Origin of the sequence: Cupriavidus alkaliphilus (genome assembly GCF_900094595.1) — a bacterium.
Classification (GTDB): domain Bacteria; phylum Pseudomonadota; class Gammaproteobacteria; order Burkholderiales; family Burkholderiaceae; genus Cupriavidus; species Cupriavidus alkaliphilus.
This window is the reverse complement of the sequence record NZ_FMAD01000004.1, coordinates 13,458-29,019: the sequence shown is the minus strand read 5'-3', so window position 1 is coordinate 29,019 and position 15,562 is coordinate 13,458. Positions and strand designations below refer to the sequence as shown.

The window sequence follows — 15,562 nt, the reverse complement described above, 5'->3', positions numbered from 1 at the left end:
ACGATATGGTAAATTCATTGAACAATACGTAATTCAAGCGCCGTGCGGCCAGCGCTGCGCTGATGGACCCTCCCGGAGACGCAAACAACACCATGGACCTCACGCATACCCAGCTTGCCGAGCACGGCTATATGTCCGGCTTCGCCAACGAATTCGCCACCGAGGCACTGCCAGGCGCGCTACCGGTGGGCCAGAACTCGCCCCAACGCGCGCCCTATGGCCTGTATGCCGAGCAGTTGTCGGGCACGGCGTTCACGGCGCCGCGCGCGCACAACCGCCGTTCATGGCTGTACCGCATCCGCCCGGCGGCGATGCACAAGCCGTTCACGCTGATCGAACAGTCGCGTTTCCTGAGCCGCTTCGACCAGGTGCCGCCGTCGCCGAACCAGATGCGCTGGAGCCCGCCGGCAATGCCGTCGGTGCCGACCGATTTTGTCGATGGCATCGTCACCATGGCCGGCAATGGCGGCCCGGAAGCGATGACCGGCTGCGGCATCCACCTGTACCTGGCCAACCGCTCGATGCAGGACCGCTTTTTCTATAACGCCGACGGCGAGATGCTGATCGTGCCGCAGCAGGGCCGGCTGCTGATGGTGACCGAACTCGGCCGCCTGGAAGTCGAGCCGCACGAAATCGTGGTGATCCCGCGCGGGGTGCGCTTCCGCGTGGAGCTGCCTGACGGCGAGGCGCGCGGCTATATCTGCGAGAACTACGGCGCGCTGTTTCGCCTGCCTGACTTGGGCGTGATCGGCTCGAACGGCCTGGCCAACCCGCGCGACTTCCTCTCGCCGGTGGCCGGCTATGAAGACCGCGAGGGCAGCTTCGAGCTGGTGGCCAAGTTCCAGGGCAATCTGTGGCGCGCCGACATTGGCCACTCGCCGCTCGACGTGGTGGCCTGGCACGGCAACTACGCGCCGTACAAGTATGACCTGCGCCGCTTCAACACCATCGGCTCGATCAGTTACGACCATCCGGATCCGTCGATCTTCCTGGTGCTGCAGTCGCCGTCGGATACGCCGGGCGTCGACACCATTGACTTCGTCATCTTCGGGCCGCGCTGGCTGGCCATGCAGGACTCGTTCCGCCCGCCCTGGTTCCACCGCAATATCGCCAGCGAATTCATGGGCCTGATCGCGGGCGTCTATGACGCCAAGGCCGAAGGCTTCGCGCCCGGCGGTGCCAGCCTGCACAACTGCATGAGCGGCCACGGCCCGGATGCCGAGACGTTCGAGAAGGCCAGCGTGGCCGACACCTCGACGCCGCACCACATCGAAAACACCATGGCGTTCATGTTCGAAACGCCGGGCGTGATCCGCCCGACGCCGTATGCCGCGCAGTCGGCGTCGCTGCAGCAGGAGTACTACACCTGCTGGCAAGGCCTGAAGAAGCATTTCAACCCGAACGTCCGCTAACGCGCTGGTGCCTGCCATCCCGCCGGTCTTTTCTCCCGCTCGCGGGAGCGGGCCGGCGAGAGGCCAGGCTGCCATAAGGCAAGACAACTGCCGGCACGCCAAGCGTGCCCGCCAAACTTTCCGGAGTACCCGATGACCGCCCCCCAAACCAGCTGGATCGCCAGCGCCAACGACGGCAACACCCATTTTCCGCTGCAGAACCTGCCCTACGGCGTGTTTTCCACCAAAGGCCAGGCGCCCCGTGTCGGCGTCGCCATCGGCGACCAGGTCCTGGACCTCGCCGCACTGGACCAGGCGGGCCTGCTGCCTGAAGCGGCCCGGGGCACTTTTGCCGCGGCCAGCCTGAACCGCTTCATCGCGCTGGGCCAGCCGGTATGGAGCGAAACGCGCCGGCGCCTGACGGCACTGCTGTCCGGTGCGGACGCCGCGTTGCGCGACAACGCCGCCTTGCGCGACCAGGCGCTGGTGCCGATGTCGGCCGCGACCCTGCACCTGCCGGTCGAGATCCCGGGCTACACGGACTTCTATTCGTCGAAGGAGCACGCTACCAATGTCGGCCGCATGTTCCGCGATCCGGACAACGCGCTGCTGCCGAACTGGCTGGAAATCCCGATCGGCTACAACGGCCGCGCCAGCTCGGTGGTGGTGAGCGGCACGCCGCTGCATCGCCCCAACGGCCAGATCAAGCTGCCGAACGAGGCGCGCCCGGTTTTCAGCGCCTGCCGCAAGCTGGATTTCGAGCTGGAGATGGGCTTTATCGTCGGCAAGCCCTCGGCCCTGGGCGAGCCCGTCAGCACCGCCGACGCGCCGGCGCATATGTTCGGCATGGTGCTGCTCAACGACTGGAGCGCGCGCGATATCCAGCAATGGGAATACGTGCCGCTGGGGCCGTTCAACAGCAAGGGCTTCGGGACCTCGATCTCGCCGTGGGTGGTCACCATGGAAGCGCTCGAGCCGTTCCGCCGCGACAATCCCGCGCAATCGCCCGAGCCGCTGTCGTACCTGCAGCAGCAGGGCAAGAACGCCTACGACATCGCACTCGAAGTCGCACTGCAGCCCGCCGGCGCAACGGCCCCCAGCACCATCTGCCGCACCAACTTCAAGGCGATGTACTGGACCATGGCGCAGCAGCTGGCGCACCACACCGTGTCGGGCTGCAACGTGCGCGTGGGCGATCTGATGGGCTCGGGCACGATCAGCGGCACTACGCCGGACTCTTACGGCAGCCTGCTCGAGCTGACCCGCAACGGCGCCGAGCCGCTGACCCTGGCCGATGGCAGCCAGCGCAGCTTCCTGCAGGACGGCGACGACGTGATCATGACCGGCTACTGCCAGGGCGACGGCTACCGCGTCGGCTTCGGTACGGTGTCGGGCAAGATCCTGCCGGCGCGTTAAAGCGAGGGCGCTGGCCGGCAGGTTTCAGCCGGCGTCAGCGCCAAGCGCGGCGGCATCCAGGATGACCGCCGCGCGGCCGGACAGCAGCGTACGTCCCGCGGCACTGACGACAAAGGCATAGAGCACGGTGGCCCCTTCGCCGCTGATGCGCTCAGCCGTGACTTCCAGCGGCGCCGGGATATCGTCGAGCCGTTCCACCTGCAGCACCAGCTTGCGCACGCTCGCAAGATAGCCCGTTCGCGGGCGCTGCTGCGCGCCGCCTGCCTGCACGGCCTCGGCCAGCAGGGCGCCATGCACGGCCATGGCCTGCGCGGCATATTCGATCCCGCACACCGCTGCCAGCCGGTCCTGCGCGCGCAGCGGATTCTCCGCGTGCGTGTGGCTGGTTGCCGTGCAGCGGATCGATGCCGCGTCCCACGCCGCCACGCCGTCGAGCAGGCACATGCTGCCCTGGTGCGGAATGCGCGCCGCGATCCAGGCGCGGTCCCGGATCGCCTCAGGCATGGGCCTGGCTGCCGAGACTGGTGACTTCGGCTTCGATCCGCAGCGTATCCAGATAATCCAGTACCACCGTGCCGGTCTCGCCGCGGGCGATGGCGGCGAGGAGCGGCAGCACGCGCGCGGCCGGGGCCGAGTTGCGCAGCGCTTCAAGCGCCGTGTCCGGCATCACGGTGGCCGGCGCCTGTGTCAGCGCCACCCCGATGCGCGCCAGCGAGCGCGCGCTCGGTTGCGGCGTCAGCAGCAGCGCCACGCCGAACGGGTCGGGAATCGGCCGGCAGCTGTGCAGCGGCTCCGGATAGCCGGTGTCATAGGCGACCAGCAGGCACGGCTGCGCATCGGCGGTGGCCTGCAGCGCGCCTTCCAGCAGACCCGCGCCAAAGCTGCCATCCATCGCGCACAGCACGTTGGAGGCGCGCATCGCGCCGGTGGCGATCGACCAGTAGCCGGCGGTCGCGTTGTGCACGGAGTTGTGGAAGCGCGTGGGCGACATCAGCGGCTCGGGCTGCGCCAGCGCTTCGCAGATGGCATGGAAGTTGTGGCCATCGCTGCTGGACGAGGTGAAGATCGTCGGCAGTTGCGCGGCATCGCAGCCGCTGGCCGCCACCGCCTGCTGGCCCACGCCCAGCGCCAACCGGACGGTGGGCCCGGTGCGGCGGCGCTCGGCCGGGGGCAGGCCCGACGGCAGCGGCAGCTCGGTGGCCGCGTGCGCGTACGGCGTGCGTCCCGCGAGCACGGCACTGGCCTGCTGCCAGCCGCTCAGGCCGGGGCCGAGCAGGCCGATGCTTTCGAGATAGACGGGCTGTGGCATGGCGCTGGCTCAGTGAGCAACCGCGTCCGCACGGGCGAACAGCAGGCTGCAGTTGGATCCACCGAAACCGAACGCATTGCTCATCGCGTAGCGCAACGGCGTGTCCTGGTTGGCGAGCTGGTAGTTCACGCCGAGCGCGGGGTCGACCTGCGTGGTGTTGATGCCGGCCGGCACCAGGCCGTGGCGCAGCGCCAGCGCGCAGATCACCGCCTCGAGCGCGCCGGCCGCGCCCAGCGCATGGCCGGTGGCGCCCTTGGTCGAGCTGCACGGCGTGCCGGGCAGCACCGCGGCCATGGCCAGCGCTTCGGCGGCGTCGTTGCTGCGCGTGGCGGTGCCGTGCAGGTTGACGTAGCCGACCTGCTCCGGCGCGATGCCTGCGCCGGCCAGCGCCTGCGCCATCGCCATGCGCGCGCCCAGCCCCTGCGGGTGTGGCGTCGACATATGGTGGGCGTCGCTCGATTCGCCGATGCCTGCGAGCAGGATGGCATCGTCCGCCACCGTGCCGGTCACGCGTTCGAGCAGGCCGAATACCGCGCCTTCGCCGATCGAGATGCCGTTGCGGGCCACGTCGTAGGGCCGGCACGGCTGGCGCGACAACAACTCCAGCGCATTGAAGCCGTACAGCGTGGTGTGGCACAGCGAGTCGACGCCGCCTACCACCGCCGCATCGATCAGCCCGGCCTCCAGCATGCGCCGCGCCGAGCTGAACACCTTGGCTCCGGACGAGCACGCCGACGACACCGCTGCCGCCGGCCCTGTCAGGCCCAGCTGCTGGCGCAGGAACGCCGGCAGCGAGTAGGGGTTGTGCGTGCCGCCGTAGTGGAAGTCCGACGGCAGCGCGCCACTGGCCGGGTCGCGCTGGCGGTAGCCCAGTTCCGTCTGCAGCACGCCTGCGGTGCTGGTGCCGAGAAAGACACCGATGCGGTGGGCGCCGTAGCGCGCCGCCGCCTCGCGCACCCGCGCGGCGAAGCCATCCTGCTCCAGCGCCAGCTGCGCCAGCCGGTTGTTGCGGCAGTCGAACACGGCCAGCGCGGCCGGCAGCGTGACGGCGTCGAGGCCGGCGACTTCGCCGACATAGGTATCGAGGGCGACGTCGCCGAAGCGGCAGGGCGCCAGGCCACCGCGCTGCGCGCGCAGCGCCCCCAGCGTGGCGTCAAGGCCGGCGCCGAGGCAGCTGGTGGCGGTGAAATGCGAGAACAGGAGCGGGGACACAGCTTCGGTGAGGCGAATGGAAGGAATCTCTGAAGGCAGCGGCAATTGTAACAAGCCGCGGCGGCTCAGCCCGGCGGCACCACGGCGCGCAGCGTCACGCAGCGCAGTCCGGCGCGATCGATCGCGGCCAGCAGGCCCGGCAGCACGGTGGTGCAATGGGGATGGCCGGCAGGGTCCAGGCCGGGGTTGCCGTCGTGCAGCAGCAGGATGTCGCGCCCGGCCAGCCCGCCGGCCAGGCGCCGCGCCACGTGCGCGGCGTTGTTGCCGCCGAGGGTATCGAAGCCGCGCCGGGTCCAGGCCGCCAGGTGCAGCCCGAGCCGGCACAGCACCGGCTCCAGGAAGGGATTGCGCAGACCCGCCGGGGCGCGGAAGAAGCGCGGCGCCTGGCCGGTGATCTCAGTCAGCACCTGCTGCGCGGCGGCGATATCGCGCTGCATGCGCGCGGGCCCGAAGAGCGAGAAGTGCAGCCGGTGGTACATGCTGTGGTTCTCCACGGCATGGCCGCGGCGCACGATCTCGCGCACCAGTTCGGGATGCGCCGCGGCGCGCTCGCCGATGCAGAAAAACGTCGCGCTGGCACCGTGCTGGTCCAGCAAGTCGAGCACCCGCGGCGTCAGGTCCGGGTTGGGGCCGTCGTCGAAGGTCAGCGCCACGCAGCCCTCGGCCGATGGCGGCAGGCGCACCAGGTTGGGCCCGAGCCAGGTACTGCGCGGCCACAGGCCGGCCGCGCACATCGCCGCATGGGTCGCGCCGATGCCTGCCACGGCCCAGCCCACGCCCTGTGGATAGGCAAGCAGCGCGCCGACGGCGCCCACATGGACCGCGGCGGCGCCATACAACAGCGGGGTGGGCCGCCAGCGACGGCTGGGGGAACCTTCGGGCAGGACAACGCCCGGTGCGGATAGCGGCTTCATGTTGCACTCCCGGCCTTCCCCGCCGCCGCCGACGGCGCGGGCGCGAGGATGGCCGAAAACCACAGCGCCAGCACGGCGCCGGGGCCGACCGTCAGGCCGAATGCCTGCAGCAGCGGCAGGCTCGACAGCGACAGCAGGCCGAACGCGGCGACCGTGGTCAGGTTGGCCAGCAGCAGCGACACCAGCGTGTGCGGGGAAGCGCCAGCCGCCTGGCCGTCTGCCGCCGGGCCATTAAAGAATAGTGCGTAGTTGGAGCCGACCGCGGCCAGCAGCAACAGGCCCACCAGGTGCAGCAGCGTCAACGGCTGGCCCAGCGCCGCCAGTCCGCCCAACACCACCACCGCGGCGGCGGCCAGCGGCAGTACCGTCGCCAGCACCCGCCGCGGCGAGCGCAGCGCCACTGCCAGCAGGGCGATGATCGCCAGCAGTCCGGCCAGCGACAGCAGCAGGGCCTCGCGCAGGTAGCTGGCATAGAGCCGGTCGGATTCGCCCTTGAGATCGACGAACAGGGTATCGGGCACGCCCGCCCGCCGGATCGCGGCGCGCACCGCGGCGCTGTCGACACCGTCGGCCACGCTGGCATGGTTCGGCGCATGCACCGGCGCGCGCAGCGGCAGGGTGGCGCTCCAGCGGCCTTCGCGCTGCACCAGCAGGGCGTCGACCGCCAGCGCCATCGAGGTGCCGCGCAAGCTCTCGCGCTGCAGCAGGGGCCCGGTGCGGGCGGCTTCGGCCTGCGCCAGGAAGGGGGCGAACACCGAGGCGCGCACCGGCTGGCCGGCGATGGCGGCATGCAGCCGCTGCGCCAGCACATCGGGCTGCGGCAGGCTGGCCTGGCGCTCGCGCTGGGTGGCGGCGCTGGGCAGGTAGCGCGCCGGGCTCTCGTAGCCGCCGATGAAGTTCTGCGCCACCAGCGGTTCCAGCTCGTGCGCGACGCGCTCCGCGCCCTGCAGCACGGACTCCTGGTCCGGGCCCGACACCACCACCAGGTAGCGCACGTCGGGTGCCCCGAGGTTCTCGCGCAGCGAGGTGTCGAGCGCCTGGTCGCTGGCCGATACCGGGCTCAGCGCCTGCAGTTCCCGCCCCCACAGCTTGCCGCGATGCTGGACCAGCACCACGCAGGCGGCCACTACAAGCAGCACCACCAGCCAGCGCAGCCGGGGCGCGCGCTCCGTCAGCCATTGCAGCCTGCGGCCCAGTGGTGCGACGTCGCGCAGCTGCAGCGTGGCCGGCACCAGCTGCGGCAGCACGAAGCGTGTGACCAGCGCGGCGGTGGCAAGCCCCGCGATCGAATACAGCCCCAGCTGCGCCAGCCCCGGGAAACCCGACAGCAGCAGCGACGCAAAGCCGCAGACCGAAGTCAGCACCCCCAGGCGCACCGTCGGCCAGAAGCCGCCCAGCCAGGCGCGCTCGTCGCGCTGGCCATTGCGCGTGTACTGCGCGGACTGCACGAACAGGTAGATGGAATAGTCGACCGCTTCGCCGATCAGCGTGGTGCCAAAGCCCAGCGTCAGGCCATGCACGGCACCGCCGAAGCCCAGGCTGACCGCGGCGATGCCCGCCAGCGCGCCGCTGAGTACGGGCACCAGCCCAAGCACCAGCAGCGGCACCGAGCGGTACACCGCCAGCAGCAGCGTGACGATGATGGCCAGCCCGATGGCGGAGAGCCGCTCGACATCGTGCCGGATGGTGTCGCGCGCCTTGACCGAGAACACCCCCGGGCCTGTCATCACCAGTTGGTAGGGCCCGGCCGCGGCGGCGCTGTCAAACGCTTGCTGCACGGCTGCCATCGCCGCTGCCTGCGCATCGGTATCCGAGCCCGCGCCGGCGGTCTGCGCCAGCAGCAGCGCGCGCTTGCCGTCGCGCGAGGCCCAAGCGCCCGCATGCATCGGCACGCGCTGGCCGGCATCGAGCTGCGCCAGCATCGCCGCGACCTCGCCGGTGGGATCGCGCGGCAGCAATGACTTGGTGAAGAGCCCGGCGGAAGAGGCCAGCAGCGCGAACGAATCATTCACCGCCTGGGCCAGCCCGTGCTCGCTGAACCGCTCCGGCGTCACCGCGGGGCTGAGCAGGTAGCGGTGCGCGAACACGTATTCGCGGTCCGCCGCCTGGTTGACCGGCTCGCCGTTCTGCACCGAGGCGAAGCGCCGGTCGCCGCGCAGTTGCGCCGCCATCGCGCGCGAAACCCTGGCGCGGCCATCGGCATCGCCGCCTTCGATGCCCACCAGGATCAGGCGCGATACCAGCCCGTCGCGCAGCTGGTTCACCAGCAACTGCTGTTCGGCGCTGGGCAGCCGCGGCAAAAAGGCGGACAGGTCGGCGGTGAAGCTGGTGCGGCTGATGACCGCGGCGCAGGCCAGCAGTGCCAGCACCCACAGCGCCAGCGCCAGGCGGCGCGGTGCCGCCCTCATCGGCTCGCGGCCGGCCGGATCTTCATCACCGAGCGGTCACCGTCGGCCTGCCGGATCTCGATCTGCTCCAGCGCATCCTGCCTGCCGTCGATGCGCACCTGGCTGACGGCCGCGGCCATGCGCGAGTCCGCCGGCGTCAGTGTCAGCGTCCAGCGGCTGGCGCGGCCCTCCACGCCGAGCTTGTAGTAGCGCTCCAGCGCATCGCGGTTGCCGGCCAGCGTGGCGCGGATGCTCTCGATAAAGGCGGCGATCTCGGGGTAGTTCTGCAGCGGCATGGTGTAGCGCTTGCCGTCGCGCTCGATGGTCAGCATGTCGCCGTCGAGCACCAGGTTTTCCGCCTTGGGCGAGAGCGTGCGCTTTTCCAGGTGGTCGGGCGCGGTGAAGCGCAGTTCGCCCGAGGACTGCACCGGCTTGTCGAGCAGCGCCAGGTACTTGGTTTCGGTAAACAGCACGCGCCCGGACTTGCGCTGCGCCAGCGTGGACATCAGCTGGTCGACCCCGAACGCGGCGGTGGCTGCGGTGGCGGCCGGGGCGGCGGGTGCTGCCGTGGCCGCCTGCGGTGCAAGCGCGAGCAGAGCGCTTGCCAGCAGAGCCGACAACGAATAGCGGAAAGGGCGCGCGAAGCAGAACATCAGTGGCGGGCTCACGGGTTAGGGCTCGTTCCCCGGCGGCGGCTGCTCGGACAGCGGCGGGCCGGCGTGCCAAAAGTCATAGAAGTTGAACCAGTTGTATGGGGCGCTGCGGCTGAACCGCTCCAGCAGCCCGACGTAGTCCGCCAGCGCCGCCTGCACCGCTGTTTCGCGCTGGCCGCGCGCGGTTTCGGTGAAGTCCGCCAGCGGCACGAAGTGAACATCGTAGCGGTTGCCGCCGCGGTACAGGCCGGTGATGAAGAACACCGGCCGCCGCAGCATGGCCGCCATGCGCAGCGGGCCGGTGGGGAAGCCGGTCGGCGCGCCGAGGAATTCGCACTGCTGCACCGGGTCGGTGGCGCGCTGCGACAGCGTGCGGTCGGCCAGCATGCCGATCATATAGCCGCGGTCCAGGTAGTCGCGCACGCGCAGCATGGTGTCGAAGCGGCCCAGCGCAATCACGTCCTGGCGCATCGCCGGGTTGATCGACTGCAGCACGTCGTTGAGCTTGTGCGCGTTCTCTTCGTACATGGTGATCGCGACCTCCATGTCCGGATGGCGCCGACCGAGCGCGCGCACCACCTCGAAGCTGCCCAGGTGCGCGCCCAGCAGGATGGCGCCGCGGCCGCGCGCCATCGCCGCTTCGAGCAGGTGTTCGCCATGCAGGCGGATGTCGAACAGGTCGAAGCGGCCGTTGAGCAGGTAGATGCGGTCGTGGATGGTCGAGGCGAACGTGAACACATGGCGGTAGCCGTCGCTCCAGCTGGCCTGCCGTCCGAGCACGCGGTCCAGGTACGCGCGCGAGGCATGGCGCGCGGCCGGCGCGAACAGCATGAAGTAGGCGGCAATCGCGCGCAGCACCACGCGCCCGGCGGGCCGGCCCAGCGCCAGCGAGATCCACGTCATGACCCGCAGCAGCGTGATGCTGCCGCGCTCTTCGCGGCGCGACCATTCCGTATCCAGCGGCGCCTGGCGCCGCCACAGCCAGCTCAGCATGGCATGGCTCCCACATGCGGCGTGCTGGCGCGCACCTGCAGCGTGCCGCTGGCGACATCGCGCCCGGCGCTGCGCAGCGTGAAGCGGATGGTCTCGGCGCCATCGGCTGTCGCCTCGGACTGGTGCAGCACCTCCACGCGCTCGCCCGGGCGCACCGGGCTCAGGAACTTCAGCATGCTCGCCTGCGCGACGGCTAGCGGGCGGCGCAGCGCGGTGCCGAGCGCCAGCACGGCATGGTCCAGCAGCACCACGCCCGGTACGATCGGATGGCCCGGGAAATGGCCGGCCATGGCAGGGTGGGCGGCGTCGATGACAAAGCCCGGCGGCGGCACGGCATGGCGATGCTGGGTGCCGGACAGGGTCGCCACCAGCGCGGCAAGCGCCTCGCGCGGCAGCTTGCCGGCGGCATTGCGCGGCAGGCAGTCGGCAAAATACAGAGGGCGCGGCATGAAGGCAGGGTCGATCCGTTCGCGCAGCGCCTGCTGCAACCGGGCCGGCGCCACGCCCGGCGCCACCACCACGGCGACCAGGCGCACCACGTGCCCTTCCGTGTCGCCCTCATGCGCGTCGTCGGGCATGAAGAACGCGCCGTCGCGCACGCCGTCAATGGCGGTGAGCTGGTGATTCAGGTAGCCCAGCGAAGTCCGCTTGCCGGCGATGTTGAGCAGGTCGGCCTTGCGCCCATGCAGCAGGAAGCGCTGCGCGTCAAGCGGGGCGATCGCGTCGCCCAGCGGCACCGGCTGCTCGATATGGCCACCCTCGGCCCAGGTCTCGGTATCGTCGCCGGCGGTGTTGGGGCGGGCTTGCAGCCGCACTCCGGGCACCAGTGTCCACGTGTCTTCCTGTGCGGTGCGGCGGGTGGCCAGCTGGCCGGTCTCGGTGCTGCCGTAGATCTCGCACAGCGGCGCGGCGAACAGCGCCTCGGTCTCGGCGGCCAGCTGGCGGCCAAGCGGCGCGGTGGCGCACAGTACCAGGTCGGCCGCCGGCATCGCCTGGCCGGATTGCACCAGCGTGCGCAGGTGCACGGGAGAGCTGACCAGCGCGCGCGGCGCCGGCACCGCGGCCAGTGCCGCACTGACATCGGCCGGATAGAACGCCGGCGCGGCCACCAGCGCCGCGCGGCCCTGCAGCACCAGCATCACGGTGGCTTCGAGCCCGAACATATGCTGCGGCGGCACCGTGCCCGCCAGCGTCCACGCGCGTCCGTCGAGCAAGCCGAGCCGTTGCGCCGCGGCGCGCGCGCTGCCGGCCATGGCGCCCCAGGTCTTGCGGTGCGGCACCGGTGTGCCGGTCGATCCGGACGTGAACACGTAGGCCATGACCTGCGCCGCCGGAATCCGCGGGATCTCGACGGGGCCGTCGGCGGCGCTGGCGGCCAGGCCATCGTGGTAGTGCAGCGCCGGCATGTCGAAGGCCGCATCGGCCTGGTCATGCAGGCAGAAGGCGTCGGGCGCGAAGGCCAGCAGCTGGCGCACCGTCTCGGGCGTATGCGACGGCGGCAGCAGCGTGGGCTTGCGCGCCAGCAGCGCCGCGCACAGGCCGACGGTAAAGCGGTAGCGGTCGGTGCAGGCGTTGAAGACATGGCCGCCGGCGGGCAGGGCCGTTGCCAGGCGGGTCGCATCGGCCAGGAACTGCCGCACGGCGACAGGCCGGCCGTGCACCCAGGCGATGACGTCATCGGGCGCGGCGTGGGCAACGATGGGGAGCGAGGTCATGGACGGAGCCTGTGCCTGTTGCGCGGGGCAGGGGCCGGATGGCGGCGCGTCAGCGCGGCAGCCCGGGCCGGGCCGCGCGGACCGTCATCAGCGCGCGGTAGCCGTGCACCGCGTCGAGCAGGCCGCGGTGGCGCATGCCCGGAAACGCGATGCGGCGGTACACGGCCTCGCCCGCGAACATCAGCGCGATCAGCAGCGGCGTGGCCAGGTTGGCGAAGCTGGACCAGGCCGCCACCGGCGCAAGCACGAACAGCAGCGTCGACACCCCCACCATCGCCGCGAAGAACAGCGTCCAGGCCTGGGTCACGCGCACCGTGTAGCGCGCATGCGCGGCGGACAGCGGGCCGTGGATGGCAGTGGCGATCTGCGTGCACAGCGGGGTGCGGCCGCGGCGCAGGCTGAGCGCGAACATCGCGCCCAGTGCGGCATTGGCGCCGGCATGCTGCAGGTAGTAGGTCCAGCCGAAATGGCCGGACAGCGGCGCGCGCCACAGCCACAGCGCCGCGCACGCGGCGAGCAGCGCCAGCAGGGCCGGGACCGCGCCGGCCAGCCGGCGGCAGGCGACGAAGCCGATCAGCAGGAACGGCGCCGCGCCGAGCCACAGCGCGGCCACCTCGGCGCCGGGCTGGTGGGCCGCGCGATGCAGCGCCGACTCGTAGACCACGAAGGCCGCCACCGCGCCGATCCAGGCATGGCGCCGCCACCATGGGGCGGCGGCGTCTGCCGCGGACAGGGGCGCGGCGGCGGGCGGGGAAAGGCGGTCGACGGACTGGCTCGAAGGCATCGGTGGGAGCTGGATGTGTTGCGTAAGGCGCTTGGCGCGCGGTGGGCCCGAAAGGCGCCTAGCGGCATGCGAAGCGAACGCTTTATACCCCAAAAGACCCTCCGGACGCGATCATGATTCCCCAATAGGTTGTTGATGTTGTTACTAAACTTCTCTCGAGTGGCCCGGGATTGCCCCGTTTGATAGCATTCGGGTGCCCGACGCCCGCACCGGGATCGACTTGCCCGGCACGGGCGGCGCAGCGGCGTTCCAGCCATCTAGCAACATGACCGAACTCGAAACCGAACTTGCCCGCCTGATCCTCGACGAACTCGACATCGCCGAACTGCGGCTGGAGGACATCACCGCCGCGACCCCGCTCTATGGAGAAGGCTTCGGGCTGGATTCGATCGACATCCTCGAGATCGCCCTGCTGGTATCGCGCAAGTACGGCGTCGAGCTGCGCTCGGACAATCCCGACAACAAGACCATCTTCACTTCACTGGGCAGCCTGGCCGCCTACCTGGCGCAACACCGCACGCGCTAGCCCGGCCACCGTTTCCCCTCAGCCAGGACAGGAACACGACATGCCGCAGCAAGCCACGCCCGCGCCGGCGCTGGTGGAAGGCGGCGCGCCGCCTTCGGCGACCCACCTGGTGCTGATCCCCAGCTATAACCCCGGCGTGCGCCTGCAGGAGGTGCTGTGCGGCGCGCGCGCGGCCTGGACTCCGGTGTGGGTGGTGGTCGACGGCAGCACCGACGGCAGCACGCAATGGCTGCAGGCGCAGGCCGCTACCGACCCCGGGCTGCAGGTGCTGGTGCTGCCGAGCAACCAGGGCAAGGGCGCCGCGGTGCTGCACGGCATCGAACGGGCCGCGGCGGCAGGCTACACGCATGTGCTGGTGATGGATTCCGACGGCCAGCATCCGGCCCACCTGATCCCCGAATTCATGGCGGTGTCGCAGCGCGACCCCGGCGCGTTGGTGCTGGGCCGTCCGCGCTTCGACGCCAGCGCCCCGCGCGAGCGGGTCTACTGGCGGCGCATGTCCAATTTCTGGGTGGATGTGGAGACGCTGTGGGCCGGCATCGGCGATTCGCTGTTCGGCTTTCGCGTCTACCCGATCGCGCCGCTGCGTGCGGTGATGCAGGACAGCCGCTGGATGCGGCGCTTCGATTTCGATCCCGAGGTGGCGGTGCGGCTGTGCTGGCGCGGCGTGCGTCCCATCAACCTCGACGCCCCGGTGCGCTACTTCGACCGGCGCGAGGGCGGCGTCTCCCACTTCCGCTACCTGCGCGACAACCTGCTGCTGACCGGCATGCACCTGCGGCTGCTGGCCGGCTTGGTGGTGCGGCTGCCGATGCTGCTGTGGCGGCGCTTGCGCCGGCGCGCAAGCCACCCGGCGTAGCCACGGCGAAAACAAGCCAGGCCGCGCGCAGCGGCCTGGTTTTCGGTCGGACCGACCGGCCCGTCAGTCGCTGAGCTCGTGGCCGATCACACCACCCACCACGGCGCCGCCGATGGTGCCGGCGGCACTGCCGTCGGTCAGTTCATGCCCGGCGACACCGCCGGCCACCGCGCCCGCCGCCGTACAGCCGGCGAGCGCCATGCTTGCGCCTACCAGAAGCGCGCCTGCGAGTTTCCACATGATGGTCTCCTGCCTCGTGGCCGGGCCCGCCGCACGACGTCTGGGGAAGACATCGCAGCGGCCGTGCCCTCATGCGTCCACTTTAGGCGTGTGACGCGGCGCGGCCCTTCCGTGAAGCGCCGATTGCCCTGTAGGAATCGGACGACGGCGCGGGTGGCGCGCCCGTCGCCTCAGCCCTTGCCGCTATGCTGGCGCAGCCGCTTGATCAGCGACGAGGTGTCGGCGCGGCCACAGCCCATCTGCTGCAGGTCGGCGTAGAACTGGTCCACCAGCGCCGTGACCGGCAGGCCGGCGCCGTTGCGGCGGGCTTCGTCCAGGCACAGGCCAAGGTCCTTGCGCATCCAGTCCACCGCGAAGCCGAAGTCGAACTTGTTGTCGATCATGGTGGGGCCGCGGTTTTCCAGCTGCCAGGAACCGGCCGCGCCCTTGCTGATGACGTCCAGCACCAGGCGCATGTCCAGGCCCGCGCGCTCGCCGAAGGCGATGGCCTCGGACAGGCCCTGGATCAGGCCCGCGATGCTGATCTGGTTGACCATCTTGGCCAGCTGCCCGGCTCCGGATTCGCCGATGCGGGTGACGGCGCACGCGTAGGCGGCGATGACCGGCTCGGCGCGCGCAAAGGCGTCGGCGTCGCCGCCGCACATGATGGTCAGGATGCCTTTTTCCGCGCCCACTTCGCCACCCGAGACCGGGCCGTCGACAAAGTGCAGGCCGCGCTCGCCGGCCGCGGCGTAGAGTTCGCGCGCGACGTTGGCGCTGGCGGTGGTGTGGTCGACGAAGATGCAACCGCTGGGCGCGCCGAAGAAGGCGCCGTCGCGCCCGGTCAGCACCGCGCGCAGGTCGTCGTCGTTGCCGACGCAGGAGCAGACCACCTGCGCATCGCCCACCGCCTGCGCGGGGGTGGCGGCGGCCTTGCCGCCGAAGCGCTCGACCCAGGCCTGCGCCTTGGCCGCGGTGCGGTTATAGACCGTGACCTCGTGGCCCTTGGCGGCCAGGTGGCCGGCCATATGGAAACCCATGACGCCCAGTCCGAGGAATGCGACACGCATGCTGCTGCTCCGTTGCTTGTTTGAGGTTCGGGATCGGTGCGGCGCGGGCGCGCCGGTCCCTGAGTATACGGGCCGGGTGGCGCCGCGGACAGATACAGAACCGAGGGCGCTGTG

Annotated in this window: 14 protein-coding genes and 1 pseudogene; 4 read left to right on the top strand and 11 right to left on the bottom strand. The window is 70.7% G+C overall.

Going from position 1 to position 15,562, the window contains the following annotated elements:
- Positions 1 to 92 precede the first annotated feature (92 nt).
- Together hmgA and fahA are read left to right on the top strand one after the other, a co-directional pair.
- Positions 93 to 1,412 (top strand): homogentisate 1,2-dioxygenase, encoded by a 1,320-nt coding sequence (gene hmgA, locus GA0116996_RS09535; RefSeq protein ID WP_092309898.1) that lies wholly within the window; start codon positions 93 to 95, stop codon positions 1,410 to 1,412.
- A gap of 132 nt (positions 1,413 to 1,544) precedes the next feature.
- The gene (fahA, locus tag GA0116996_RS09530) at positions 1,545 to 2,807 is read left to right on the top strand and encodes a fumarylacetoacetase (RefSeq protein WP_092309895.1); all 1,263 of its coding nucleotides are present in this window, start codon (positions 1,545 to 1,547) and stop codon (positions 2,805 to 2,807) included.
- Between the two features lie 24 nt (positions 2,808 to 2,831).
- Here the strand turns inward: fahA and GA0116996_RS09525 are convergent, their stop codons facing one another.
- The 9 genes from GA0116996_RS09525 to GA0116996_RS09485 all read right to left on the bottom strand — a co-directional run bounded on the left by GA0116996_RS09525 (position 2,832) and on the right by GA0116996_RS09485 (position 12,774).
- The gene (locus GA0116996_RS09525) at positions 2,832 to 3,311 is read right to left on the bottom strand and encodes a hotdog family protein (protein WP_092309892.1); all 480 of its coding nucleotides are present in this window, start codon (positions 3,309 to 3,311) and stop codon (positions 2,832 to 2,834) included.
- A complete protein-coding gene (locus GA0116996_RS09520; protein ID WP_092309889.1) occupies positions 3,304 to 4,116 on the bottom strand; it encodes a beta-ketoacyl synthase chain length factor in 813 nt (270 codons plus the stop codon). The genes GA0116996_RS09525 and GA0116996_RS09520 overlap by 8 nt, the downstream gene beginning before the upstream one ends.
- A 9-nt stretch (positions 4,117 to 4,125) precedes the next feature.
- Positions 4,126 to 5,328, bottom strand: a complete 1,203-nt coding sequence (locus GA0116996_RS09515; RefSeq protein WP_092309886.1) for a beta-ketoacyl-[acyl-carrier-protein] synthase family protein — start codon at positions 5,326 to 5,328, stop codon at positions 4,126 to 4,128.
- Positions 5,329 to 5,393: 65 nt separating this feature from the next.
- Positions 5,394 to 6,242, bottom strand: a complete 849-nt coding sequence (locus tag GA0116996_RS09510) for a polysaccharide deacetylase family protein (protein WP_092309883.1) — start codon at positions 6,240 to 6,242, stop codon at positions 5,394 to 5,396.
- Complete coding sequence (locus GA0116996_RS09505) at positions 6,239 to 8,650, bottom strand: MMPL family transporter (protein ID WP_092309881.1); 2,412 nt, start codon at positions 8,648 to 8,650, stop codon at positions 6,239 to 6,241. Before GA0116996_RS09505 ends, GA0116996_RS09510 begins: the two co-directional genes overlap by 4 nt.
- Entirely contained in the window at positions 8,647 to 9,282 is a 636-nt protein-coding gene (locus GA0116996_RS09500) for a LolA-related protein (RefSeq protein WP_092311165.1), read from the bottom strand. Before GA0116996_RS09500 ends, GA0116996_RS09505 begins: the two co-directional genes overlap by 4 nt.
- A gap of 18 nt (positions 9,283 to 9,300) precedes the next feature.
- Positions 9,301 to 10,275 carry an LpxL/LpxP family acyltransferase gene (locus GA0116996_RS09495; protein WP_092309878.1) on the bottom strand — a complete coding sequence of 325 codons (975 nt, stop codon included), beginning with the start codon at positions 10,273 to 10,275 and terminating at the stop codon, positions 9,301 to 9,303.
- A complete protein-coding gene (locus GA0116996_RS09490; RefSeq protein ID WP_092309875.1) occupies positions 10,269 to 11,990 on the bottom strand; it encodes an AMP-binding protein in 1,722 nt (573 codons plus the stop codon). Before GA0116996_RS09490 ends, GA0116996_RS09495 begins: the two co-directional genes overlap by 7 nt.
- A gap of 49 nt (positions 11,991 to 12,039) precedes the next feature.
- Positions 12,040 to 12,774, bottom strand: a complete 735-nt coding sequence (locus GA0116996_RS09485) for a COG4648 family protein (protein ID WP_092309872.1) — start codon at positions 12,772 to 12,774, stop codon at positions 12,040 to 12,042.
- 265 nt (positions 12,775 to 13,039) lie between these two features.
- Between GA0116996_RS09485 and GA0116996_RS09480 the strand changes: the two genes are divergently transcribed.
- Both GA0116996_RS09480 and GA0116996_RS09475 read left to right on the top strand, forming a co-directional pair.
- Entirely contained in the window at positions 13,040 to 13,300 is a 261-nt protein-coding gene (locus GA0116996_RS09480; RefSeq protein WP_062802929.1) for a phosphopantetheine-binding protein, read from the top strand.
- A 40-nt stretch (positions 13,301 to 13,340) separates the two neighbouring features.
- Positions 13,341 to 14,159 (top strand): glycosyltransferase family 2 protein, encoded by an 819-nt coding sequence (locus GA0116996_RS09475; protein WP_092309870.1) that lies wholly within the window; start codon positions 13,341 to 13,343, stop codon positions 14,157 to 14,159.
- 63 nt (positions 14,160 to 14,222) lie between these two features.
- Here GA0116996_RS09475 and GA0116996_RS09470 read toward each other — a convergent pair whose 3' ends face one another.
- Complete coding sequence (locus tag GA0116996_RS09470; RefSeq protein ID WP_092309867.1) at positions 14,223 to 14,399, bottom strand: glycine zipper 2TM domain-containing protein; 177 nt, start codon at positions 14,397 to 14,399, stop codon at positions 14,223 to 14,225.
- A gap of 170 nt (positions 14,400 to 14,569) precedes the next feature.
- A pseudogene (locus GA0116996_RS09465) lies at positions 14,570 to 15,457 on the bottom strand (NAD(P)-dependent oxidoreductase); the annotation flags it as partial.
- Between the last annotated feature and the right edge of the window lie 105 nt (positions 15,458 to 15,562).